Origin of the sequence: Vibrio maerlii (assembly GCF_003415655.1) — a bacterium.
In the GTDB taxonomy this organism is placed as follows: domain Bacteria; phylum Pseudomonadota; class Gammaproteobacteria; order Enterobacterales; family Vibrionaceae; genus Vibrio; species Vibrio maerlii.
The window spans coordinates 59,550-83,432 of record NZ_QRHC01000004.1 but is presented as its reverse complement, the minus strand read 5'-3'; the positions used below and the strand labels follow the sequence as shown (position 1 = coordinate 83,432).

Genomic DNA, 23,883 nt, shown 5'->3' with positions numbered 1-23,883 from the left:
TCAGCTAACTAAAGACGGTTTCGAGGATTTTGCCTAAAGCCTTGTATGACAGGTTTTTACGGCCAATATCGAAATTCTTTGTCATCGATTGAGCTCTATACTCTGCATCAAAAAGGTATTGCTCAGTCTGTTTTGCAGCAAGATTTAATTGTTCGTCACTAATTACTGCTAGACCATTGTCATCCCAGCTTAGCGAATCACCCAGGTCGATAATATCAAAACCAAATTGCTCTATGTCGGTACCATAAACAGGATAACGATAAACGACTTGGGGAACATTCGCGACCAAGCCTTCTAAGAACTGGTTGCCCCAACCTTCCAACCAACTAGGGTACGTCACAATGTCAGCATGAACATAGGCATCCCAGAGTGAATAGAACTTCGTTTGCTCTATTTCTTCGCGGCTATGTCTGATGTGTGGATTGATAAATAGGAGTTCAACGCCGGCTTGTTGAGCCTTAGTTTTTAACTTATCAAAGTACTCGTCTTCTTCATTCATGCCAGCAAGCACTAAAACTAGGCGACTGTGCTCCGTCACCAACTTGCCGTTATACAGGGTTTTTCCTAACCAGTTAGGTTTAATTTGCTCAAGTTTTTCAATTAGATCGACCGCCAACTCAATACCTTTACGAGCAACGATACGCGTTGCCTGAAGAAAAACAATATCATCTTCACGCAGGCCAACCGACTCACGGAAATCTTGGTTGTACTCATCAACCTTCCAATCACACCCGTCAAAATCAAACACGTTTGGTACCACTGTGGATTCAAAACCTGTCTTGTTTCTGAGCGATTGATAGGCAAGTTGATTAATCACGCAATGCTTGTCGCTATCTCGACGTGGAGGGAAGTAAGCCTCCAAAATCTGTTTTACCGCTGGGTAAACAGGGTTGGCAAACTTTTCGCGTTCCCAGTGGAAGTCATGGTGGTGATTCACCACTTTCACGCCCGTTGTTTGTACTGCTCGCTCAAGACCAATGGCTGCAGCCAAACTATGTCCGACCGCAAAGATATTGTTTGGCACAATCAAATCAATCTTTTGAGATTGAATGGCCTTGGTCACTTCAGTTTCGATTTCTGTCGCCTGACGTTCAATGGCTTCCATTAGCGCTTGCTCGTTAGCAAAGTACTCGGGTGCAATAAAGGCATCCTGAGTGATTTTAGCGTTGAGCCCGTCTTCGTACTTCAATGCATTAACACATGTTGCATCGACACTACCTGAACTACCTGCTAAATAGAAAACGTCATGGCCTTGTTGTTCAAGAGCCCATTTCCATTTATCCATTTCGAGAGAGACGCCATCGGTCTCCCCTACTCTATAGTGCGCTAATAATATCCTCATGATGCTCTTTACACCTTTTATACTTCCAGAATAACAGTTGAATACAGGTTAAGACCTTGCGGGTCGTCCCCTGGGGAGTTACGTCCACCAGCAGCGACGCGATTAAGAATATCCATTTTCGGTTCGTTGACACCATCGACAGTAGCCGCATAAACCTTCATTGCAGAACCACCATCAATCGCGATCGCATTGTGTAGGGTTTCGCCTTCGAACAAATCAATATCTGACTCGGTGACGCGCTTGAGAAGATTAGCAACATCAACAATATTGGCACCAATGCTCATTTCATGGCGACCATCAAACAACAGGTAGCCAATGTGGTTGTCGGTTTGAATGAACAGTCCTGACGGCTCGCGAATGAGTGCATCAAAATTATTGGTTTCTTTACCAGAACGAGCCAGTGGAGAATCTGTATTTGCCACACGGTCTAGTGCGTGCTCAGCTTGCTCTGCAGTCACCTCATTGCCCGTCGGAACAATAGGTTGACCGTCGATAACCGAAGGAACCAATCCCCCCAATACCTGTTTGAACTTAGAAAGATCAATTTCGTTAGCGTAAGGTTTCACGTTAACTCGATCACCAACTTGAAGACCTTGAGGGAACAAACGATCGAACGCTTCACGCTTAAAAGAAAGTAGGGAACCAAAAGATGGGAGTGGGCATTCGCCTTGCCAGATCTTCACCACTTCTTCCTCTGGTTTAACGCCATTGCCTCGGTTTGCCACAAACACATTAATTCGATTTTCCAATTGAAGCATTGGAGCGAACTCAACTAGGTGTCCTTGATGCGTCATTGGAAAGTTAACGTTAAACAGTGCGACATCACGATGAGCTACATCTTCTAGACTCGGGTTTAAGCAATCCACATGAAATGGACTGTTGTTGATATCAATATCGAAACGGTTACACGTTACCGAAGGAAGAACATGCACTTTACCATCCAAATCAACCGCTACCGCTGAATCATGCGCCGTAGGGAAGCCTGCTGTCTCCACTTCACCGTTCTCATCGGCAAAGTAGTAAAAACCTAAGTACGACAGAATCTCTGGCAATTGATGGTCAGGGTTTGGATAACGCAATTTATGTGACCAAATATGATCGCCGACGTTTAGCTCTTTGGTCATGAAATAACCAAGATTACCTATGATACCGTTAAGCTGTATTTCTTCAGCTAGGCGGTCTTTCAAGTCCGCTAGCGTATTGTCTTTAAAGTGATAGCCAATGCGCGCACTCTTCACATCCTCTTGCTTCAGCCAGACTAAGGACATCGATGTTGTAGCCAATGACTCTGGAGCTTCTACCGGCTGATAATCAGAACTCGATGGCAAAGCGCTCGGATCAATTTGAGGCATCTGCATGTGTAGACGTTTGACACCCAAGGTTGTCTTCTCGCCCACGACTTTTGAAAAGCGCTCTGCGAGTTTTTGCTCAAAATCAGTATCAAGATTCTCATGAAGGGGATTACCTAATGGTCCACTCTTCATTTGATACCCTGTTACGGGTTGCGGGTTAAAGTAACGACCCGCCACAATCGTCATTGTCTCAAAGCATTCTGATTTCATTGGGGCTGCGTGAGTAGCCACAGCGTCTACACGTTGTTCTGTCATAATTGTTATTCTAGGGTTGTATCTAAATAAGCTGAGGCGTTACGCCTCAGAAAACCAAATATTAGTTAGCCAAGTTGTTAGTAAACGAAACTGTTAGTAAGCCAGGTTATATAGGGGCAGCATTGCTGCACCCGTTGCGGCAATTTTCCCGCCAGAGGTTTTCGCTGGAATGATGGTCGGCATCACCTCATTAGGCTCTAGATATTGCTCAAGGGAAGAAATAGCCGAGGTGTGCAATTCATCGACTAGTTGCGGAGGTAAAAGTCCGCCGATAATGATCTCATTCGGGTCACAAATTGCGCGAATAGCTTGTAACGCGGAGACCAGTTGCATCTGTGCGTTCGCTTTCCACTCAGCCACTTTTTCAGGGTTCTTCGAGAGTAGAGTCGACAATGTATCTGCGCGGTGTGGGCTAGGCTCTGACAGCCCCAACTTGTCGTAAAGACACGATAGAGATGGACGGTTATTACGATCTGGGAACAGCTTACCAATACGACCAGCATTGCCACGCGCACCACGGTAGGTCTTACCGCTGTAATAGTGACCACCACCAACACCATAACCTAAATAAAGGTAAAAAAAGTTAGCATTCAGACTACGACGAGAGCGTACTGACTCACCCAGTGCAGCGGCATTACCATCGTTTTCTATCCAACAAGGTAAACTAAGCTTTTCTTCAATGGTTCGTCGAATATCGATACTCTCCCACTCAGACAAGTGTGGAGGCATTGTCACTTTGCTTGATTCTGGATTGAAGTTACAACTGGTTGTCACACCTACCCCAATTAGCTTGGAGAACTCTTCTTCAAATGCCACGCGTGTCACATCTAGTAACTTAGACAACTCATCGATCGCAAACATCGGCTCACTATAGATGCCTTGAATCGCCTTAGAGAATACCGCCTCACCTTTCAGGTCAACAAGCTCAACAGAGATTGTCTCTAGCTCAATATTCACTCCTAGACTGTAAGCTGCTCTTGGATTGACACCCAACTCAATACCCGGTTGACCGCGAGAGCCTTTCTGCTTTCCCGTCACCTCAATCAACCCTTCATCTATCATCTTTTTGGTGATTTTAGTGATAGCAGCAGGCGTTAAGCCGCTTGCTTCTGCAATTGCTGCTCGGGTTGTCGGTGCTTGCTGGTGAATCAAAGCAAGCACTTGGCGTTGGGTATCTGTACCGAAATCTATCAACTCTATGTCCTTAGATACTTCTCGAAGATGAGTAGGCGAACTGCCAAATAACACTCTCTTCAATTTCATCATTCATATTTGATTTATCGACTCGGCCAGTTTCGAGTCAATAAACCAAATATGCCCACCTGTTAAGGTGGGCAAATTTAATTACATTAACACGTTCTCTACAAACGCTTTTTTCGCTTCTGTCGCGTAGTCAGAAGTAAAGAAATCAGAGCTGTATTGACGCTGATCATTATCAACCAGTGCATTCGAATCATCTGCATCCGGGTGTTGAGGTGCAGAACCAAATGTCGCATTCAGACCTGTTTGAGCTTCAGCCGATGTGATCCATTGAATGAACAGTGCCGCTGCTGCTTTGTTCTTCGCATTCGCTGGCATCATGATCACGTTACCGCCACCTGGCATACCAAATTCAGGGATGTAGAACTTGATGCGCTTAGTAATAGCCCCTTTCTTCTGCAGACCCGCTAGATGGTCTTCCCATGCTGGAGCCATAGAGATCTCGCCATCGTTAATACGCGTCAAGCTATCAGCGTTTGATGCTGTGATGATGATTTCATCCTTATTGCCTTCAAACCACTCCCAAGTCTTAGACCAAGTCGGCATTACAGACTTATCCATTTCAGTTTGGAAGTAAGTGTCTGTGTTACCTGATACATGGTAGATAGCGCGTTGAATGAATGCGTTACCTGCACCACCTTTGTTAGGATCGTTCACACCGAACTGCTCTGGGTGTTGCTTAATCCAACCAGATAGGTCATCAAAGCTTTGTGGAAGGGTTGCTTCATCAACACGAGTTGGATCGTAAGCAAGACCCGTTTGGTTACCCCAGAAAGAGTACGCGTAGCCTTGAGTATCAACGCCTACAAGGTTTGTACGTAGCTTTTCACTACCTGGGATAATGTCTGTCAGTGGGCCATACACCACGTTACTTTGAATCATCATTGGAAGCTTCACAGTATCCAGCGCCATCACATCGATGCTGCCTTTTTCTTTTTTCGCTTCCGCTAATAGCTTGTTACGATTACCAGATTCGTTACCTTCTGGTACACGAACTTTGATGCCGTACTCTTTTTCAAAGCTCTTGAAGAACTTGCGGAACTCAGGTTGCAGATACCAGATGTATGCGTTAACGACTTTCTCTTTCTTTGCTTGCTCTACGATTTGATCCCAAGTCATTTCATTTAGGTCGTATGCTAAAGCGTTTGTCGATAAGCCAGCTAGAGCTGATACAGCAGCTGCAAGTACTAGTTTTTTCATAAGTCCATTCTCTATGTTATTGGATGGTTTATCTCTTTGGATAATAAGGGGTAAAAATTTTCTATGCTTTACCTGTTGATTCAGCTAAATAGTTGCCTTTCAACAAGCGTTCAATTACAAGCATTAGGATCACGTTTGGAATCACCAGAATCAATGACACTACTGCCGCGTTTGGTCTAATAAATGAGTAACCAAGGTACGAGTAAAGAATTGTTGGTACCGTTACGTAATCAGGAGAACCCAATACAAACGCCACGTTAAACTCCTCAATACTGATCACTAGACAGAAGATCAACGACGCGAGTAAGCCCGGTTTCAGCATCGGCAAGTATGCATGCTTAAAGGTTGTCCACGGACTACCACCAAGGTCACGGCTCGCATCAATTAGGTCCTGGGGTACACTCTTAAAACTTGCAGACATAATGCGAATAGCATAAGGCAATGCCAGTACTGTATGGCCGATAACGATACCTAGGTATGCATTATCTAGATTTAGGTTAATCAGCATCGAACTGAAAAATACACCAATGATCATACCAGGCATTACCAGTGGAAGCAGGGTTACTACTTCTGCCATGCGCTTACCAGGGAACTGTTTACGACCCAAAGCATACGCCGTCGGCATTGCAAGCAGCACCGTAAGAATGGCAACAGCTGGCGCGATTGAGTAACTGTTCGTTAGGGCTTCAACCAGGCCTGAGTTTTCCCACATATCTGTCCAGCGACCAAATGACATCACAGGAGGCAATACGTCCGGGTAGCTCCACGGATGTTCTGGGTCTACCAATGACCAAATCAGAGCCATGATGAAAGGAATACCTAGCCATACAAAGTTCACGACTATGAACAAGCCAATCGCAATCTTGTTAATTAGGCGACCGTTAATTGTTCTCACTTTAGGTTTCGTCCCTAGTGTTGAAGGTTTAGAAGAAGCTAGAGTCGTCATTACTTAAGTTTCCCTTTTTTCTGAGCCAGAGGCGCGGTGAGTAGAGAAATAGCGATTGCCGCTAATACCGCTGTTACCATGATGACAACAGCCACAACAGCACCTTTGTTCCACTCCATAAATTCAGTAGACGTAATGTGCATCAGCATTGAAAGTGAGTAAGTGTTCTTTGGACCGGCAATCGAGTAGAACGAGTAGTCACCCAGCGCACCAATGAAAATAAGGATCAAAGCAACTTGGAGAGCCGGAACTGATAACGGGAAGATGATGCCGGTAAACTTACGCCAAGTATTTGCACCTAAATCTGCGGCAGCGTCGAGCACATCATTACGGATAGAGTTCACTGCGCCAGCAAGTAAGATCATCGCAAACGGTAGCTGCTTCCATACTTGAAGGATGATAACACCCCAACCAAAATCATCATTTTGCATGCGAATCGGTTTATCAATTAAGCCAATCGCCATCATCATTTGGTTTAGTACGCCGTGATAAGAAATCACGTTAACCAGTAAGAACGCCGCAACCAGACCAGGAATAAACATAGGTGCACGCAGCAAACCTGTGATCGTTGAAGAGCCTGGGAATGGTTTGCGTAACCAAAGTACTAATGGGTAAGCCATTGCCACAGCACCTAGTGCACCAATAACTGATACTTTAATCGAGTAAAGCAGTGACTTATGCAGCTTGGCATCAGCTAGAGCCTCATTCCAAAACTCCAATGAGAAACCACTCTCACCCATCATGTTGTGGTAACCAAAACTTTGCGCGATCACCATATAGAAGGTCGAGCCCATCAACAGAAGAATGGTTCCTACTCCTGGCAGGAGCAGTAGCCATGTCTTCCAGTGAGACAGAAACTTATTCATGCGGCACCTCTTCTAGGAAGCGGATACCATTTTTAGGAATCGACAACGACAGAAGGTCGTTATCAAACTGAGGACGCTTAGGCAGTTGAATGCGCATTTCACCTTGTGCCCCCTCTACCGACTCAACAATCAGGTCAGTGACGTTACCCATAAACGCCATTTGGTTTACGCGAACGTTGAAGCGGTTCCCATCTTCTTCCGTTGCAACCTTTGCATCTTCTGGTCGCCAGCAAACGAAGATTTTGTCAGACATAGGTGCTTCAGCTGACTCAACATCAAACTCACCAATTTCTGTTTTCACCTTATATAGATCTGGTGTCTCTGTTTTTGCCACTTGTGCAGGCAGGATGTTTGCAGCACCGATAAAGTCAGCGACAAAGCGGTTTGCAGGACGATAGTAGATATCTTCCGGTGTGCCGATTTGCTCAATACGGCCTTTGTTAAGCACAACGATCTTGTCAGACATTGCTAACGCTTCTGCTTGGTCGTGAGTAACGTAAATAGCCGTTAGGTTATAGCGCTTTTGCAGTTCACGAATTTCGAAGCGAACGGATTCGCGCAACTTTGCATCTAGGTTAGATAGTGGCTCATCAAAAAGAATAACCGATGGGCGAGTTACCATCGCGCGGGCAAGAGCAACACGCTGTTGCTGACCACCTGAAAGCTCACTTGGCATTTTGTGTGAATGTTCGCCTAGGTCCACCTGACCTACCGCTTCTGCTACACGAGCAATTTGCTCTGATTTGCCGACACCTTTTTGGTTCAGACCAAACGCGATGTTGTGCTCAACACTTAGATGAGGGAATAGTGCGTAAGACTGAAAACACATCGATGTATTACGTTTTTCAGGAGAGACTTTATTGACTACCTCATCACCGATAATGATTTCACCTGAGTCAGGTGTATGGAAACCACCAATCATTTTAAGTAGTGTTGTCTTGCCACAGCCCGATGGGCCAAGAAGTGTCACCATCTCGCCTTCTTCAGCTACGAAGCTGATGTCTTTCGACGCTACGAAATCATCGAAGTTTTTGCAGATGTTTTTTAATTCTAATCGGGACATTCACTTGCCTTTTGTTTCTGTCATAAGTCGTCTAGATGTGTACTCTAGATCTGTTTGATGACAATTATATTAACCAAGTTAATTTAATTATTTTGTGAAATGCCTCACGAGAGACGGTATATAACCCTAAAAGGTGTGTTATTGCGCATTTTTTGTGATCCGCAGCACGTGAAATACCCACATTAATTAACCAAGTTAATTAAATATGACAGTGAAATGACACTTTGAAGACATCGGGCTTGATGAGCACCCTTTTTAAAGCGAGGTTTTGCTTTTCCAGATAAGCCAAAACAGCGGTAGAAGAAAAGCTATGGTCGTGATCATATCGAGGTAAGTATGATAGTCCTGATGGTTCATCAGTTGTAAGTAGGCCGCTAACGACAAGATAGCAGCAAATCGCCAACCAGGTCGATAGAGACAAATGTGAACAACAAATACGAGAGCAACGGCGGTGTGAGTGGAGTAATCAGAGTCGAAACTTGGCCAGATCCCCAAAAGGAGGTCGACAAGGCTTGAGGCAAATGAAGCAACCAGAGTTAATACAATGGGTATCAAGTGCTTCGCACTAGGCAATAGCCAACAACCACTTCCTTGCCTTTCGCGCCAGACAATCGAAGCACTCGCCAATATCAATAACGGTGTATAGATATCAGCAATAATCGCCCATTGCTCAAACGTCAGCATAATCCTTTGGCCTATTTAGTTGGTGCTGTTGACACCCAGTAACGAGCAAGGTCCGATTCAAATACCGGTCCGTAGATAATATTCTCCAACTCACCACCATTCGCTTCAATCACACCTCGAGATCCTAGATTATCGACATCAGCAGTAATCAGCGCTTCCTCAATGCCTAATTCAGCCGCTTCGGGTAAAGAAAGTGACAGCATCACGCTCCCTGCCCCTTTCCTACGCCAGGAAGGTGCAACATCATAGCCAATGTGCCCAGCTTCTTGAGCTAAAAAGTCAGTATCGATGTTATGACGAACACGAAGCGCCCCTAGAATTGCCTTGTCTTGGTTGATCAGCCAAAAATGACTACACGGCACATAACCGGCTTTTAGATTCTGCCCCGCTTCCTCCTCTTGTAAGCGATGGATATACAGCTCAAAGTCAGTAAAACCCAACTTGTAATAGTCTGCGTTCTCTGGATCGTTCTTAACGAAATCCAAATAAAAATCAGCAAATTGAGATTCAAACTCAATAGAGGGAGAGATGAGTGAAACTGATTTTTTATCCATAAGGCGGTTTACCTGTCCGTAGTGATCATGACTTTCGAACGCTTGGTTTTAGAACGCTAGGCTCAAGACCAAACGCTGATTTAAAAACGAGCTCCCCTATCTTCGTTCGTGAGCTCACTGAAGGGGGTGACACGTTAAGGTTATGCGTAAATTGAATAAAAGACGTCTTCTTCGAGCACGAGTCGAAGAGTGCGTCGGGGATCTAAAATGAGCTCCCGTCTTTAACTCAGGAGCTCATTTTAAGGGAGGATGGCTTTAAGAGCCAATTAAGCTTTTAGTAGCGTTAAAATCTCTTGAGTCTTTTGTTCCATCAGGGGAATGTCATGCTTGCTTTCTACGTTCAAGCGAACGACTGGCTCGGTATTCGAGCTGCGCAAATTAAAACGCCAGGTTCCAAATTCCATACTTATACCATCGGTATGATCAACGGAGGCCGCTTGAGCTTGAAAAGCTCGCATGACTCGTTCAATTGCTGCTTTTGGATCTTTCAGCTTAGAGTTTATTTCCCCTGAAGATGGGTAAGCAGCGATACGCTCTTCTACCAAGCTAGAAAGCGTTTGGCCTTTGACGCAGAGAAGCTCGCTGACTAGCAACCAAGGGATCATGCCACTGTCACAGTAGGCAAAGTCACGGAAGTAGTGATGCGCACTCATCTCACCACCATACACAGCATCTTCCAAGCGCATGCGCTCTTTGATAAAGGCATGCCCCGTCTTCGACATGATAGGTGTACCACCATTTTGCTCAACGATATCCACTGTATTCCAAGTTAAACGAGGGTCATGGATAATGTTAGCGTTTGGATTCTTCTGCAAGAATGCTTCCGCAAGCAGACCAACGATGTAGTACCCTTCTATGAACTGGCCTTTTTCGTCAAACAAGAAGCAGCGATCGAAGTCACCATCCCAAGCAATGCCCATATCGGCATTGTGTTTTAAGACTGCGTCAGAAGTGTCTTTTCTGTTTTCTGGAAGTAGTGGATTTGGAATGCCATTAGGGAATGAAGAGTCAGGCTCATGATGAAGCTTGATAAACTCAATCGGCACACGAAGCTTGGCAAACTTCTCTTCCAGCGCGTCAATCACATGCCCTGCTGCGCCGTTACCCGAATTCACCACCAGCTTCAAAGGTTTGATATTTTCAGCAGAGATATAGGTAAGAAGATGGTCAGTATAATCGTCGAGATGGCTCACTTTCTTATAGCTACCTTTTGAAGTAACGCCTTCAAACTGGTCGCTTTCCGCTAGTGCTTGAACATCACGAAGCCCAGTATCACCACTGATAGGTTTAGCCTCTTCGCGCACAAGCTTCATGCCGTTGTAATTGATTGGGTTATGACTAGCGGTTACTTCAATACCACCATCAACGCCCAACGCTTTCGTCGCATAATAGATTTCTTCTGTACCCGTCATGCCAATGTCTATCACATCAACACCGGCATCCATTAAACCATTCGTAAGAGCTAACTTCAGAGGCTCTGAGGTTTCGCGAACGTCCCCACCCACTACGATGGTCTTTGGCTTCAAATATTGACCATAGGCACGACCAATTCGGTACGCGATATCATCATTCAATTCTTCACCCAGTTTGCCTCGAATGTCGTAGGCCTTAAAACAGGTCAATTTTTCCATTTTTAACTCTATATGTTCTTTTGCTGAAAAGGAGGCCAAATGCCTCCCTTATTGCTTGTTCGTTACCTATTATCTTGCTTTATTTGTCTACGTGAAATCAAAGCTAAACCGCAAATACTTTAGACAAGATCTCTTTTAACGCAGGGTAAGAGAGGTTTTTCTCACCAATGTGGTAGTTTTTATCCATGTGAGCCTGACGCATTTCGCTATCCAATAAATATTGAATTGTCGAGTCACTCGCCGTATCCAATTTATCCAGCTCTATGACAGCGAGTCCATTGTCATCAACCCCATGCGTGTTACCCAAATCGATAATACTAAAACCGTAGTCTGCGATATCTAAATCGTAAACCGGGTAACGGTATACAACCATAGGAAGTCGAGCGATCAATCCTTCGAGGAATTGGTTGCCCCACCCTTCTAACAGGCTTGGGTAGGTAATGATGTCTGCATGACTGTAAACATCCCAAAGTGAGTAGACTTTACTGCCCTCTTTTTCACCACGAGAGTGTCCTACCCAATCGCTGATGAACAGCAGTTCAACGCCCAGTTTTTCTGCTTTAGCCTTGAGTTGTTCAAGGTAGCTATCTTCTTCACACATACCCGCAAAAGTCAGGATCAAACGACTATCACTGGTAAACGTTTTGCCGTTATAAAGTGTTTTACCTTCCAGCTCGCTACGCTTTGAAGCGATACTATTAATTAGGTCAATCGCAAGTTCAATACCTTTGCGAGCCACAATACGAGTCCCTTGTAAAAACATCACATCATGAGGGCGAATACCAAATCGCTCGCGTAGATCTTGGTTATATTCATCGACCTTCCAATCGGCACCATGGAAATCAAATACGTTGGGTACAACGGTTGAGTTTATATCTCGGCGATGCATCAATTCAGAATGTGCTATTCGATTAATCACACAATGCTGTACTAGGGGATGCTTAGGCGGGAATATAGTTTGCAGTAGTTCAGTGATACCCTCAGAGGTTGGTTTCGAATACTTTACACGCTCCCAATGGAAATCATGGTGATGGCAAATTACTTTGGTCTGAGTGCGCTCCACGGCCTTTATTAAACCAGATGCTGCAGGTAAGTGATAACCGAGAGACCACATATTATTAGGAACAACAATATCAATATTGCGGCGCTTTATTACCTCAGTAATGCCTTCTGCGATGATTTCAGCACGCTCATCGATTGCTTCTAACAAAACCGTTTCCGATTCGTAATCTGTTCTTTCAACGTAGGCGTTATGAATAATTTTATCGTTGAATGGCTCCAAATAATGCAGCTCAGGGACTAAGTCAGTATCACAGCTTCCTGCGCTGCCCGCAAGGTAGAAAACCTTATGTCCCAAGGATTCAAGCGCCCATTTCCATTTATCCATCTCTAGCGAAACACCATCGGTTTCACCAACACGAAAGTGTGCAAGTAGGATGTTCATATTGTTATACCTTTTAATATTGTTTCCGTTATTGCGTCACAATTTAGCGTACTCATGACTGATTCAGTTACTGAATTTATCGATAGAAAACTAATTTAGTGATCTATTTCACGAGTTATCAAAACCGGTTTTGAGTTATTTTAAAATGAGAAATAGCGCACAACAAATCAATTAATGAACTCCTATCATAATTCGCACCAATGATTTGGAAGGCGAGATTTTGTAGCTCGCTTTTTTAAGAAAAACATTCAAAACCGGTTTTGAAATCGGTTGCTAGAAATTTGAAATGATGGATAACGGAATGGCACTGGATACCCTACAAATAAAATCAGTACGCAAAGATCTACAGCAGATCTTGGCGGGTGTATATTCTCCAGCTCAGTTACACAAGCTTATTCCAAGCTTGATTGAGGTTGTGAGCAAATTCAAAACGATTGAAAATAAGAAACAATGGGTAGACCAGAATGATGTCATGCTCATCACTTACGGTGACTCCATTCAAGAAGAAGGTAAAGCGCCACTTCAAACCCTGAATGAATTTTTAAACCAGCAAGCGAAAGACGTATTATCTGCGGTTCACATTCTACCTTGCTTCCCATATACCTCTGATGACGGCTTCTCTGTCGTTGACTATTGGAAGATTAACCCTGATCTAGGTGACTGGAACAACGTTCAAGATTTGTCTCAAGATTACAACCTAATGTTTGATGGTGTTATTAACCATATTTCTCAATCAAGCGATTGGTTCCAAGGCTATCTTAAGGGTGAAGAGCAATACCGCGACTTCTTTACCGAAGCGGATCCAAGCCGTGATTACAGCTCAGTAACACGCCCTCGTGCCCTGCCACTGCTTACAACATTTGAAACGGCACATGGTACTAAACATATCTGGACCACCTTCAGTGAAGATCAGATTGACCTTAACTTCCGTTGTCCAGAAGTATTTCAGAAGATTGTTGAGCTGCTGATGTTCTACGCAGAACAAGGGGCGTCATTCATCCGTCTAGACGCTATTGGCTTTATGTGGAAAGAGCTCGATACGCCATGTATCCACCAGCCGCAAACTCACGCGATTGTTCAAGCAATGAGGGCAGTAATGGATGCGGTAGCCCCTCACGTGAAGTTGATCACTGAGACCAACGTTCCTCATAAAGACAATATTAGCTACTTTGGTAACGGTGAGAACGAAGCACACCTTGTGTATCAGTTCCCTCTTCCGCCGCTTACGCTACACACGCTACAAACTGGCGACAGCAGTAAGATCGTTGACTGGATGGCAAGCCTTGAGCCTTGCTCAGACAAAACCACTTTCTTTAACTTCCTAGCATCACACGACGGTATTGGTGTTCGCCCTGTTGAAGGCATCTTAAGCAAAGAGCAAGTGAATCATCTACTTGACGTTGTGCAGAACAACGGTGGCCGCGTTTCTTACAAAGACAATGGCGACGGTACGCAAAGCCCTTACGAGCTGAACATCAACTACTTCGATGCGATTCGCAACGGCAATGCTGATGATCAAACCAACCTTAACCGCTTCATGGCCGCTCAATCGATTCTTGTCTCAATGGCAGGCGTACCAGGTATCTATGTTCATAGTTTGTTCGGTTCTGAGAACGACATCGAAGGTCTTGAGCGCTTGGGTTACAACCGTGCAATCAACCGCGAAAAGTTAAACCGTCAAACGCTTGAGTCAGAATTAGCGAACCCAGAGTCTCGTCGTAGCCAAGTACTTGGCCGCTTTAAACAACTATTAAGTGTTCGCACTAACGAAGAAGCATTCTCTCCAAGTGCGTCACAACGCATTGAGAAAACCGACTCTCGTCTTATCACCTTTGTTCGTGGTGAGAAGGTGCTAGTCGCAATCAACATCAGTGCAGAAGAAGTGGAACTGAACACCTCTGCTCTACTGGCTGATGCGAAACGTGACCTAATTAGCAATGAAGAAGTAGCTGAAACAGTTACGTTGAAGCCATATCAGGTGATGTGGATCAGCAAATAAGAATATGAGTTTCCTATCGCGAGCCCCGTGGCAGGAATGTCTATTCACATCCATCCGATGGAACTAAAACAATTAATCCTAAAATAAGGATATATAACGATGAAACTTAAAACTCTTACCCTCGGTCTTGCAGCTGCAGGCTTAACGATATCTAGCCTTGCGAATGCAGCAACAGTAGAGTACTGGACAACCCAAACTCAATCTGACCGCCTTCAAACCATCGAAGTAATGGCAGATGTATTTGAAGCGTTAAACCCAGGTGTCGATGTAAAAGTGGTTGCGGTTGACGAGAATGACATGCCTAAGCAAATTGCAGCGGCAGCAGCAGCAAATACCCTACCTGATCTGATTGAAGTCGGTTCTAACCTATCTCTGGCTTTCTCAGAAGAAGGCATCATCGATAGTGCGTCTAACTCAGAAACCATCAAAAAGATCGGTCAAGATCGTTTCTACAAGGGTGCACTGACGCTCGTTGAAAACCCAGAGTTGAAAGAGTATGTGGGTGTTCCTTACCGTGGTTGGATCCAAGGTCTATGGTACCGTGCAGATTGGTTTAAGGAAGCGGGTCTTGAGCCACCAACAACGTGGGAAGCTATCGAGAAAGCGGCAAAATACTTCTATCAACCAGAGAACAACCAATACGGTATTCTCGTTGGTACGAAGGCAGATAGCTACGCAGAGCAATGCTACACTCAGTTTGCAATGTCAAACGATGCAGGTCAGTTCAGTAAAGACGGTAAGTTAGTCTTCAACTCAGACGCTCAAGCAGAAGTACTGGACTACTACAAGACATTGGCGCAATACAACCCACCGGGTCCACAAACTTGGCGTGCACGTGACTACTACCTGCAAGGCAAGCTAGCAATGTTCTTCTACTCAACGTACATCATGGATGACATCGCACTAGCAGAGGCAGCAGCAGGCTCACTAAGCTCTGAGAACTTTAAAGACCTTGAGGGCGCAACGTTCGATCCAAATCTGGCGAAGAACACCCGTTTAGCGGCAACTATCAGCAATGAGTCACCTTCTTCATTCGGTACTCTTGTCGCGTTTTCTATCATGAAGAACGGCAACAAAGAAGACCTAGAAGCAACCAAAGCATTCGTTGAATACATGAATGAGAAAGACCAAGTTGTTGCCTACTCTCACATGGCAGTCGGTGGTCACCTACCAATGCTCCGCGATATTGCTGAAACCGATGAGTTCCTAAATGATCCAAAAGGCATCTTTAACGCATACGGCAGAGAGTCTATCAAAGAGATCGTTGCTGGTTTCGACAACATCAAGAACTTCTCTGTGGTTGAAGGTAAGACATTCCCACAATCAGGTGAGATTTTCGCTAAGCAGATCATTCCTCGCATGATCTACAGCGCAACAATCGAAGGCAAGGACACCCAAGAGTCTCTTGACTGGGCTGAAAAGCAAATGCAACAAGTGGTTACTGGCAAGTAATCATTATTAGGGGGTGGTCCTCACCCCCTAACTCGATACACAAGGGATACTCATGACTCCATTAGAAAGAGCAGAAGCTCGATTTGGTTGGAAACTCGTAGCGCCAACCATCGCCGTGCTGAGCTTGTTAATTCTATACCCTCTTATGTACAACGTTTACCTGAGCTTTTTTGATGTTCAGCTTAATGGTGACAAAACATTCGTTGGGTTTAGTAACTATGCAAAACTCCTCACTAACCCTGATTACTACTCAGCAATAGCAACGACTGGCCTTTACCTTTTTGGTACCGTTGTTGGTACAACCCTACTTGGCCTAGCGATGGCATTGCTACTGCGCGAACCTTTTAAAGGACGTGGTCTAGTTAACGCAGCTATCATGCTCCCTTATGTTGCACCGGTTATCTCGGTGGTATTCGGATGGCAGTTCCTATTTGACCCGATCTCAGGTGTTGTGAACTATCTAATGGTTGATGTGTTCCACCTTTGGTCTGAACGTACTAACCTAATCGGCGATCCTGACTCTGCTCTTTGGGTTGTGGTTATCTTCGATATCTGGAAACACGCCCCTATCGCTTACATGCTGATTCTTTCTAAGCTGGTTTCTATCTCTAAAGACCAGTACGAAGCCGCGTCAATTGATGGCTACGGCCCTATCGGTCGCTTCTTCCACGTGACACTGCCAGAGCTACATTTTGTATTAGCAACTGTAATCTTGTTACGTCTTATCTGGAACCTTAACCGTTTTGAAGACGTATACCTGCTCGCTCCAAACGTTGAAACCTTACCGATCTTCACCTACTACCAAGCATTTACTGGTGTTATTGACCAAGGTCTTGCGGCAGCAACCTCTGTAATCCAGCTTGGCGTACTGTGTGTATTCATCTGGTTCTACATCAAGAAAATTATGAAGTGGTAATTGAACATGTTAGGTAAAAAAACGATTAAAGGCCGCATTGGATTCGCACTTGCCATCTTTTTATTGGTGAGCTTCAGCTTACTTCCATTTGCACAAATTTTATCTACCTCGTTGAAGCATCAATTTGACTGGGGTAATCCATCACTCATTCCTCAAGCAATCAACCTTGAGGCGTATAAAGAACTACTGGGCTTAACTGAAGAAAAGAAAGTAGAGATCCCAGCAGCAATCCAAAAGGTTCTTGATAACCCAAAACTGCCTCAAGCGAAGAAAGACGCCATCGCAGCGAAATACACCTCAAACAGTAACTTATTCCCATTTGGTAAGTTCATGTTGAACAGTGTGATGTTCTCTGTTGGCGCGGCAGCAGTGTCTCTTATCCTAGCAGTGATGGGCGCCTACTCCATTAGCCGATTAAGGTTTAAAGGACAGGTCATCATTCAGCGCTCTGTGCTGTTCGTGTACATGGTGGGTGGCGTATTGCTTATGGTCCCACTGTACCAGATGGCAATGAACTTAGGTTTAGCGTCGACGGTATGGGGTAGCGTATTCTGTCTGTTCCTCATCTATATAGTACAAACTCTGCCTGTCGGTATGTACATGCTAGGCAACTACTTCCGTGGTATTCCTTTTGCACTTGAAGAGGCTGCAATGATGGATGGTTGCTCTCGTAAAGAGGCGATCATCAAGGTTGTATTACCACTCTCTCTACCAATGCTTGCAACAGTTTTTATCTACTGCTTCATCATCGGTTGGAACGAATATCTATTTGCGTCGGTATTCCTAAAACAACACACAGAGTTCCATACTCTACCACTTGCTCTACAAGAGCTATTTGTTTCTAAAAACGCAATCTGGGATCGCATCATGGCAGCATCAATGCTGACACTGGCTCCAATTGTAGTTTGTTTCCTATTTGCATCCCGCTTTATGAAAGGCGGTAAGACTGACGGCGGCGTTAAGGGTTAATCATCATGGCTTCTATTCAACTAAAAAACATTATTAAGAATTACGACGAAACCAAAGTTGTGAAAGGAATTGATCTAGAAATCAATGATGGCGAGTTTGTGGTACTGGTTGGCCCATCAGGCTGTGGTAAATCGACCACGCTACGTATGATTGCTGGCCTTGAACAAGCGACGTCTGGTGAGATTGTTATCGGAGACCGCGTGGTAAACGATATTGAGCCTCAAGATCGTAACATTGCAATGGTGTTCCAGAACTACGCGCTTTACCCACACAAGTCAGTACGCGAGAACATCGTATTTGCACTTCGCCGCCAAAAGGTAGCGGAAGACGAAATCCAGCGTCGCCTAGTTGAAGTATCAGAAATGCTGCAACTGGATGAACTGCTCGATCGTAAACCGGCTGATCTATCTGGTGGTCAACGTCAACGTGTCGCAATGGGCCGCGCTATTATCCGTGAAGCAGACGTGTTCCTATTCGATGAGCCGCTATCCAACCTTGATGCTAAGCTTCGTGGTCACATGCGTACTGAGATTGGTAAGATCCACAACAAGTTTGGCCGCACAAGTGTCTATGTAACCCACGACCAAGTGGAAGCGATGACACTCGCCGATAAAGTAGTGGTACTGCACAATGGTTATATCGCTCAGGCTGGTACGCCAATGGAGATCTACCTGAACCCAGTTAATATCTTCGTTGCACAGTTCATCGGTTCACCGTCAATGAACATTGTCGATGCCACTTTGCACAATGATCACCTTGATATTGATGGCTACAAACTGCCACGTAACAAGCTGACAAGTGTTGCATACCAAGAAGAGATTGGCGCAGAGGGTATTGCAGTGAAAGTTGGTATTCGTCCTGATTTCTTCAATGACAAAAACTACTTTGCAGAGAGCGACAACACGTTCAACTTTAGCCAAGTGACCATCGATCTAATTGAGCCTATGGGTTTTGATAAAGAGGTTCTATTCAACCTAGGTAACGATACTGTGAAAGCGCGCCTTGACCTTCGTTCGGAGATGGAGCGAGGCGATAAGATGGACCTTTTGGTTGACCTATCACGTGTGCTTATCTTCGACAAAGACACAGAGCAACGCCTCTAAGCCACTCTATCCAGTCCCCTGCTCGTCAGGGGACTTTTATTCTTAAATTAGTCTCTAACTTAGTATTTATACTCAAGATAATTGGATTTGCGGCTAGGCAACAAGAAAGTTCAGCCCTATGAACATAGTTCTTCTATGTGATTAGGGGAAACTTGCGCAGTTAACAACGCTGCAGATTCAAGTATGAAGAGTATATCAAGGAATTATGATGTCTCTACTCAATCAAATCAGTCAGCAGCTCATCAATCAAAATCAATTTTCAATCCATAAGGCCGCTGATCTATCCAGCGCTCTCTGCCACGCATGGTTTATCTCTCAAGATCCTTCTCATACAGAGCACGCGCAAGCACTCGATCTTATCGACCGTCATCAGTCACACCCAGTACTTGAGTTCGCTGCGCTTTGTCTTCCGGCGATTGAAGAAGAACTAAAAGGTCGTACTCTCCCTCAAGGTGAGCACGCACTTTGGGCACTGTTCAGCCCAGAAGCGATTGAGTGTGAGACAGAGCCAAAACAGGTTCGCGAAAAGATTCAAGCTAAGCGCACGATTACACAGCTAGAAAATGCGTCACAAGCGATCACTAATGTGGCGGACCAACTGCTTCTTACGAGTAATGTTCTCCTGGGTATTCCACTGAAAGGTGACAGCGTTGAACATATCAAGTTGAGTGAGAAATTCCATCAAACGTTGGCCAAAGCGCAGGCTGAAGATCAAGAGTATTGGTATGATCACCCGATCCCTGTTGGGATTTCTTCTGAAGAGAATGAGATCCTCTATGGGATTAAACACTTAGACCGAGCACTCGCCACAGAGGTTGAACGTGGTAACCTCCGTGCCGACCAAAAACTGACTGTCGCCCTCTCTTGCTCAGTCACCCACCCCTCTCTTGCTCACATAGCCAAAGAGTATGTAGAGTATGAGATCCGCACTCACCTAAACCTCAAACACATTGAGGTAGCTGTATTTGGTGAAGACGAATGCTTGGCTATCTTGGCTGAGGGTTTTCCTCAAGCAAGTAAAGATCTAAAAGGTGTATTTGGCGTGAATGGCTCATACGGTCGTCACTACACTTTCTTAAAAGCTATTGCACCGCTTTGGCAAAAGGGCATCAAGCCATCTCTAAAAGCGACCTTTAAGATCGACTTAGACCAAGTATTCGAGCAATCGATGTTGATTGAAGAAACAGGGAAGTCTTTCTTCGAGCACATTATGCAATCCAACTGGGGGGCAAATGGAATTGATGCGGACGGCAACAAGGTTCATCTTGGCATGCTCGGCGGTGGTTTGGTCAATGAAACCGATGCACACAAAGGCTTATTTACGGCTGATGTAAAAGCGCCAAATGGCAAAGATTATGCGATATTCGAACAGCTCTTCTGTGCGCGTTGGCCTCAAGCTTTGTCAACAGAAGAAGAGATCATCAGTAAACGCAAAGATCTACAACGAGTTCATGTGACGGGTGGTACCAACGGTATCTTATTAGACTCTCTTTACAAGTTCCGCCCATACACGCCAACGTTCATTCATCGCGCCGAAGATCAAGCATTCATCCTTTCTGCATTAGCTAATCCAGTTGACGACCAATATTTGGTTTATAGCCACCAGCCTGGCTTAATCATGCGTCACGACAAAGAAGCGTTTGCCGGGCGTGTGATGGAAGTGGCCGAGGCAGGAAAAGTTTTGGGTGATATTGAGCGCGTTTTGTTGTTCAGCACTTATGCAAAACATCATCCATTGGGCTTAGAAGCACTCAAGGATAAGCTTTATCCATTTACCGGTACGTTTGTGTCACAAACACCAGTCACTCTGGCTCTTGTACGTTTTTTACTCGAAGGCAGCTTTAAAGATGCTGAATACTCGGAGAGTGGCGCAAATAGGTTAATTAAGTGTTTCAATTACTGTCAGAATTCGTTACAAGATGAAGTTCATTCAAACCAACGAGGTTGGGATGAGTATTACCAGTTGTTAATGAATACAGAGCTGAACCAAGCAACCCAATTTGTGTTGCACGAATGCTTGCTCACTCTGGAGTAGTCTATGTCAATTAAGAAACTAGCAGAACATCTTGGCTTATCGAAATCCACGGTTTCACGTGCTCTCAATGGCTACACCGATGTGAACCCAGATACGCGTAAAAAGGTACTTCAAGCAGCGCAAGAGATCGGCTACAAAGCCAATCCGACCGCAAAGCGCTTGGCGTCAGGAAAGTCACGCAACGTCGGTATCATTCTGCCAGCAAACACTCGCATGTTCGTCTCTCCTGCATTCTCAAAAGTTTTGGCAGGCGCATCGGCTTTTCTTGCCAAGCATGATTATCAGCTCATCGTAACCACCATTTCTGAGTGGCAAAATGAGCAACAGGTGTATGCCGATTTCATATCTAGCGGTATGGTCGATGGTCTCTTCATCGTTCGAACACGTCACAATGATGAACGTATTACCATGCTTAATGAACGCAATTTCCCATACGTTTGCCACGGCTACATTGAAGGGTTTGAAGACGCATTATTTGTCGACGTGGATAACAAGGATGCCTTTTATCAACTCACCAAACGTCAAATTGAGCTTGGTCATAAACGCATAGCCTTCCTAGATGCACCTATCGAGCTCACATTGTCACAGTCGCGTAAACAAGGGTACCTTCGAGCAATGCAAGAAGCCAACCTAGAGGTGAATGAGCGATGGTTACGTAATGGCGAGCTGAACGAGGATGCAGCTATCTCTATGACTAAAGAGATCATGTCTTTGGCAAAACGCCCAACCTCTATCCTTTGTGCGGACGATACAATGGCACTGGGTACTATCGCAGCCTGTGAAGAGCTCGGTTATCAGCCAGGTATTGATATTGCCATTGCAGGTTATGGTGATTACGAGCACAGCCGCTACAGCAAACCTTCCATCACGTCCCTCGCCTACGACACTCTGGGTGTCGGCGAAGAAATGGCAAAGCTGATGCTAAATAAGCTAGAGAAAAAGAACTTCCCAACTCAAAGCTGGTATCACGCTGAGATAGTTGCCCGTCAATCAGACGCGAACGTTATAACTGAAGAGTAACAAGGATGAAGATTGTCATTGCTCCAGATTCATTTAAAGAATCACTCTCAGCCCAGCAAGTGGCTGACACTATCAAAGCCGGTTTTCAGACTCAGTTTGCCGATGCTGAATACATCACCTTGCCAATTGCAGATGGTGGTGAAGGTACCCTAGACGCCTTAGTTGCGGCCAAAGGTGGTGAGGTTCATTCACAAATCGTAGAAGGTCCGCTTGGGCAGGATGTCACCGCTCGTTGGGGACATTTCTCTGACCAAGGAATATCAACTGCCATTATAGAGCTTGCCGAGGCTTCAGGCATCGCTCTCAATGATCCAGACGATAGAGACATAGAACGTGCTTCTACTTTTGGTACAGGTCAGCTGATAAAAGCGGCATTAGATAACAACGTTAGACGTATTATTCTCTGTCTGGGTGGAAGTGCGACCAATGATGCTGGGGCTGGAATTGCTCAAGCTTTAGGCGTTCAGCTTAAAGATCATCAAGGTAACGAGTTAGCCCGAGGAGGTAAAGCGCTTCTTCAACTGGCGAGCATTGATGCCACTAACTTGCACTCAAAAGCACAGCAGGTTGAATGGCTGATAGCTTGTGATGTTTCGAACCCACTCTGCGGTGACCAAGGTGCAAGTGCGGTATTTGGTCCGCAAAAAGGCGCATCTGCAGAACAAGTACAGATGCTTGATTCAGCACTCACCCATTTCGCAGACAAGGTCGCTGATATTACCGGTATCAATCATCAAGATTCTGCAGGGTTTGGCGCGGCAGGTGGGACTCCACTGGGAGTGACTGTTTGTGGTGAACCAACGCTTAAACCAGGCATCGATATCGTACTAGAGGCAGCGCAACTTGAGCAGTGTCTAAAAGATGCAGACTTGGTAATCACTGGTGAAGGACAAATGGACTTCCAAACCCTATTTGGCAAAGCGCCATTTGGAGTGGCGAGTCGAGCTAAAAAGCTCGATATACCAACAATTGGTATTGCTGGTTCATTAGGTAAAGACTTAACTGGATTGGATGAGTACTTCAGCGCAGTATTTGCCACAGTGCGCTCTCCTCAACCTTTGCAGCAAGTGTTAGAAGAAGCGGATCACAACCTAAGAGTGACAAGTGAGAATGTTGCTTCTGCGCTTGCGATGAAGCTAGAGAGCTAGAGAGCTAGAGAGCTAGAGAGCTAGAGAGCTAGAGAGCTAGAGAGCTAGAGAGCTAGTTTGAGGGTTGACGTGATGACGTCAACCCTTTTTAGTGCAGTAGGTTACAGGATCTAGGTATCTAGTTCTCTAAAAGCGGAGCGCCCCAGTTATCTAGATCGGTTCATGCCGAGCAGGCTGACGTTCGAGTCAGCATCTCTTGCTGACGCATAGGCATATCATCAATGGTCTGCTTCACTTCTTTCCAGTCGGTTTCTTTACCCCAACGCAGTTTTTCACCACCATCTTTGCCAATCAGCACAGCTGTATGCTCTTCTTCAAGCACTTTATAACGATTAAACATCGACTTAAGACCAAACACGTCCTCCACCCAATTTGGAGAGGTGAAACCGTCGGCAGTCACCACCATGATGCTCACATCTCTTTCTTTAAGTGCACAGTCATTAATCAAGGTTTCTAGTAAGAACTGTTGAACATGTTCATCCTTAGTCGGTGCAAAATAGATAACACTCCGATGCGCCTCATAATGAGAAGCCATTGATGGGTAGGCTTGAGCCGACAAACTCAACAAGCTCGCCAACACTGTCAGTATTAGTAATCGCATAGTCTGTATCCTTTCTCTGTGTACTTTGCTTTAACACGATTAT

Annotated in this window: 20 protein-coding genes; 8 read left to right on the top strand and 12 right to left on the bottom strand. The window is 45.1% G+C overall.

The features are described from left to right. Positions 1 to 4: 4 nt before the first annotated feature. From DPF91_RS07880 to DPF91_RS07830, 11 genes are all read right to left on the bottom strand, one after another. The gene (locus tag DPF91_RS07880; RefSeq protein ID WP_117233873.1) at positions 5 to 1,342 is read right to left on the bottom strand and encodes a glycosyltransferase family 4 protein; all 1,338 of its coding nucleotides are present in this window, start codon (positions 1,340 to 1,342) and stop codon (positions 5 to 7) included. Between the two features lie 17 nt (positions 1,343 to 1,359). Further along, on the bottom strand, positions 1,360 to 2,949 hold the full coding sequence (locus DPF91_RS07875; RefSeq protein WP_241033784.1) for a hypothetical protein: 1,590 nt from the start codon (positions 2,947 to 2,949) through the stop codon (positions 1,360 to 1,362). Positions 2,950 to 3,042: 93 nt separating this feature from the next. Next, entirely contained in the window at positions 3,043 to 4,215 is a 1,173-nt protein-coding gene (locus DPF91_RS07870) for an ROK family transcriptional regulator (RefSeq protein ID WP_241033783.1), read from the bottom strand. A 78-nt stretch (positions 4,216 to 4,293) separates the two neighbouring features. After that, the gene (locus DPF91_RS07865) at positions 4,294 to 5,409 is read right to left on the bottom strand and encodes an extracellular solute-binding protein (protein ID WP_117233871.1); all 1,116 of its coding nucleotides are present in this window, start codon (positions 5,407 to 5,409) and stop codon (positions 4,294 to 4,296) included. Positions 5,410 to 5,470: 61 nt separating this feature from the next. Further along, complete coding sequence (locus tag DPF91_RS07860; RefSeq protein WP_117233870.1) at positions 5,471 to 6,355, bottom strand: ABC transporter permease; 885 nt, start codon at positions 6,353 to 6,355, stop codon at positions 5,471 to 5,473. After that, entirely contained in the window at positions 6,355 to 7,221 is an 867-nt protein-coding gene (locus DPF91_RS07855) for an ABC transporter permease (protein WP_117233869.1), read from the bottom strand. The genes DPF91_RS07860 and DPF91_RS07855 overlap by 1 nt, the downstream gene beginning before the upstream one ends. After that, positions 7,214 to 8,284, bottom strand: a complete 1,071-nt coding sequence (locus tag DPF91_RS07850) for an ABC transporter ATP-binding protein (RefSeq protein WP_117233868.1) — start codon at positions 8,282 to 8,284, stop codon at positions 7,214 to 7,216. Before DPF91_RS07850 ends, DPF91_RS07855 begins: the two co-directional genes overlap by 8 nt. A gap of 255 nt (positions 8,285 to 8,539) precedes the next feature. Beyond that, positions 8,540 to 8,968, bottom strand: coding sequence for a hypothetical protein (locus DPF91_RS07845; RefSeq protein WP_117233867.1), 429 nt, complete (start codon positions 8,966 to 8,968; stop codon positions 8,540 to 8,542). Positions 8,969 to 8,979: 11 nt separating this feature from the next. After that, positions 8,980 to 9,522, bottom strand: coding sequence for a GNAT family N-acetyltransferase (locus DPF91_RS07840; protein WP_117233866.1), 543 nt, complete (start codon positions 9,520 to 9,522; stop codon positions 8,980 to 8,982). Between the two features lie 266 nt (positions 9,523 to 9,788). After that, a complete protein-coding gene (cpsG, locus tag DPF91_RS07835; protein ID WP_117233865.1) occupies positions 9,789 to 11,153 on the bottom strand; it encodes a phosphomannomutase CpsG in 1,365 nt (454 codons plus the stop codon). Positions 11,154 to 11,256: 103 nt separating this feature from the next. After that, complete coding sequence (locus tag DPF91_RS07830) at positions 11,257 to 12,597, bottom strand: glycosyltransferase family 4 protein (protein WP_117233864.1); 1,341 nt, start codon at positions 12,595 to 12,597, stop codon at positions 11,257 to 11,259. A 286-nt stretch (positions 12,598 to 12,883) separates the two neighbouring features. On the opposite strand from DPF91_RS07830, the gene DPF91_RS07825 reads away from it, so the two are divergent. The 8 genes from DPF91_RS07825 (at position 12,884) to DPF91_RS07790 (ending at position 23,239) form a co-directional block, all read left to right on the top strand. Further along, positions 12,884 to 14,596, top strand: a complete 1,713-nt coding sequence (locus DPF91_RS07825) for an alpha-amylase family glycosyl hydrolase (RefSeq protein WP_241033782.1) — start codon at positions 12,884 to 12,886, stop codon at positions 14,594 to 14,596. Between the two features lie 99 nt (positions 14,597 to 14,695). Continuing rightward, entirely contained in the window at positions 14,696 to 16,048 is a 1,353-nt protein-coding gene (locus tag DPF91_RS07820; RefSeq protein ID WP_117233862.1) for an ABC transporter substrate-binding protein, read from the top strand. A 52-nt stretch (positions 16,049 to 16,100) separates the two neighbouring features. Further along, positions 16,101 to 16,964: a carbohydrate ABC transporter permease gene (locus DPF91_RS07815; protein WP_117233861.1), complete on the top strand. Its 864-nt coding sequence runs from the start codon at positions 16,101 to 16,103 to the stop codon at positions 16,962 to 16,964. Between the two features lie 6 nt (positions 16,965 to 16,970). Continuing rightward, positions 16,971 to 17,933 (top strand): carbohydrate ABC transporter permease, encoded by a 963-nt coding sequence (locus tag DPF91_RS07810; RefSeq protein ID WP_117234206.1) that lies wholly within the window; start codon positions 16,971 to 16,973, stop codon positions 17,931 to 17,933. Between the two features lie 5 nt (positions 17,934 to 17,938). Further along, a complete protein-coding gene (locus DPF91_RS07805) occupies positions 17,939 to 19,036 on the top strand; it encodes an ABC transporter ATP-binding protein (protein WP_117233860.1) in 1,098 nt (365 codons plus the stop codon). A 205-nt stretch (positions 19,037 to 19,241) separates the two neighbouring features. Beyond that, positions 19,242 to 21,071 (top strand): hypothetical protein, encoded by a 1,830-nt coding sequence (locus DPF91_RS07800; protein ID WP_123766756.1) that lies wholly within the window; start codon positions 19,242 to 19,244, stop codon positions 21,069 to 21,071. Between the two features lie 3 nt (positions 21,072 to 21,074). After that, positions 21,075 to 22,091: a LacI family DNA-binding transcriptional regulator gene (locus tag DPF91_RS07795; RefSeq protein WP_117233858.1), complete on the top strand. Its 1,017-nt coding sequence runs from the start codon at positions 21,075 to 21,077 to the stop codon at positions 22,089 to 22,091. Between the two features lie 5 nt (positions 22,092 to 22,096). Beyond that, the gene (locus DPF91_RS07790; protein WP_117233857.1) at positions 22,097 to 23,239 is read left to right on the top strand and encodes a glycerate kinase; all 1,143 of its coding nucleotides are present in this window, start codon (positions 22,097 to 22,099) and stop codon (positions 23,237 to 23,239) included. 160 nt (positions 23,240 to 23,399) lie between these two features. On the opposite strand, the gene DPF91_RS07785 is transcribed toward DPF91_RS07790, so the two are convergent. Continuing rightward, positions 23,400 to 23,840, bottom strand: coding sequence for a DUF4174 domain-containing protein (locus tag DPF91_RS07785; protein ID WP_117233856.1), 441 nt, complete (start codon positions 23,838 to 23,840; stop codon positions 23,400 to 23,402). Positions 23,841 to 23,883: the final 43 nt, after the last annotated feature.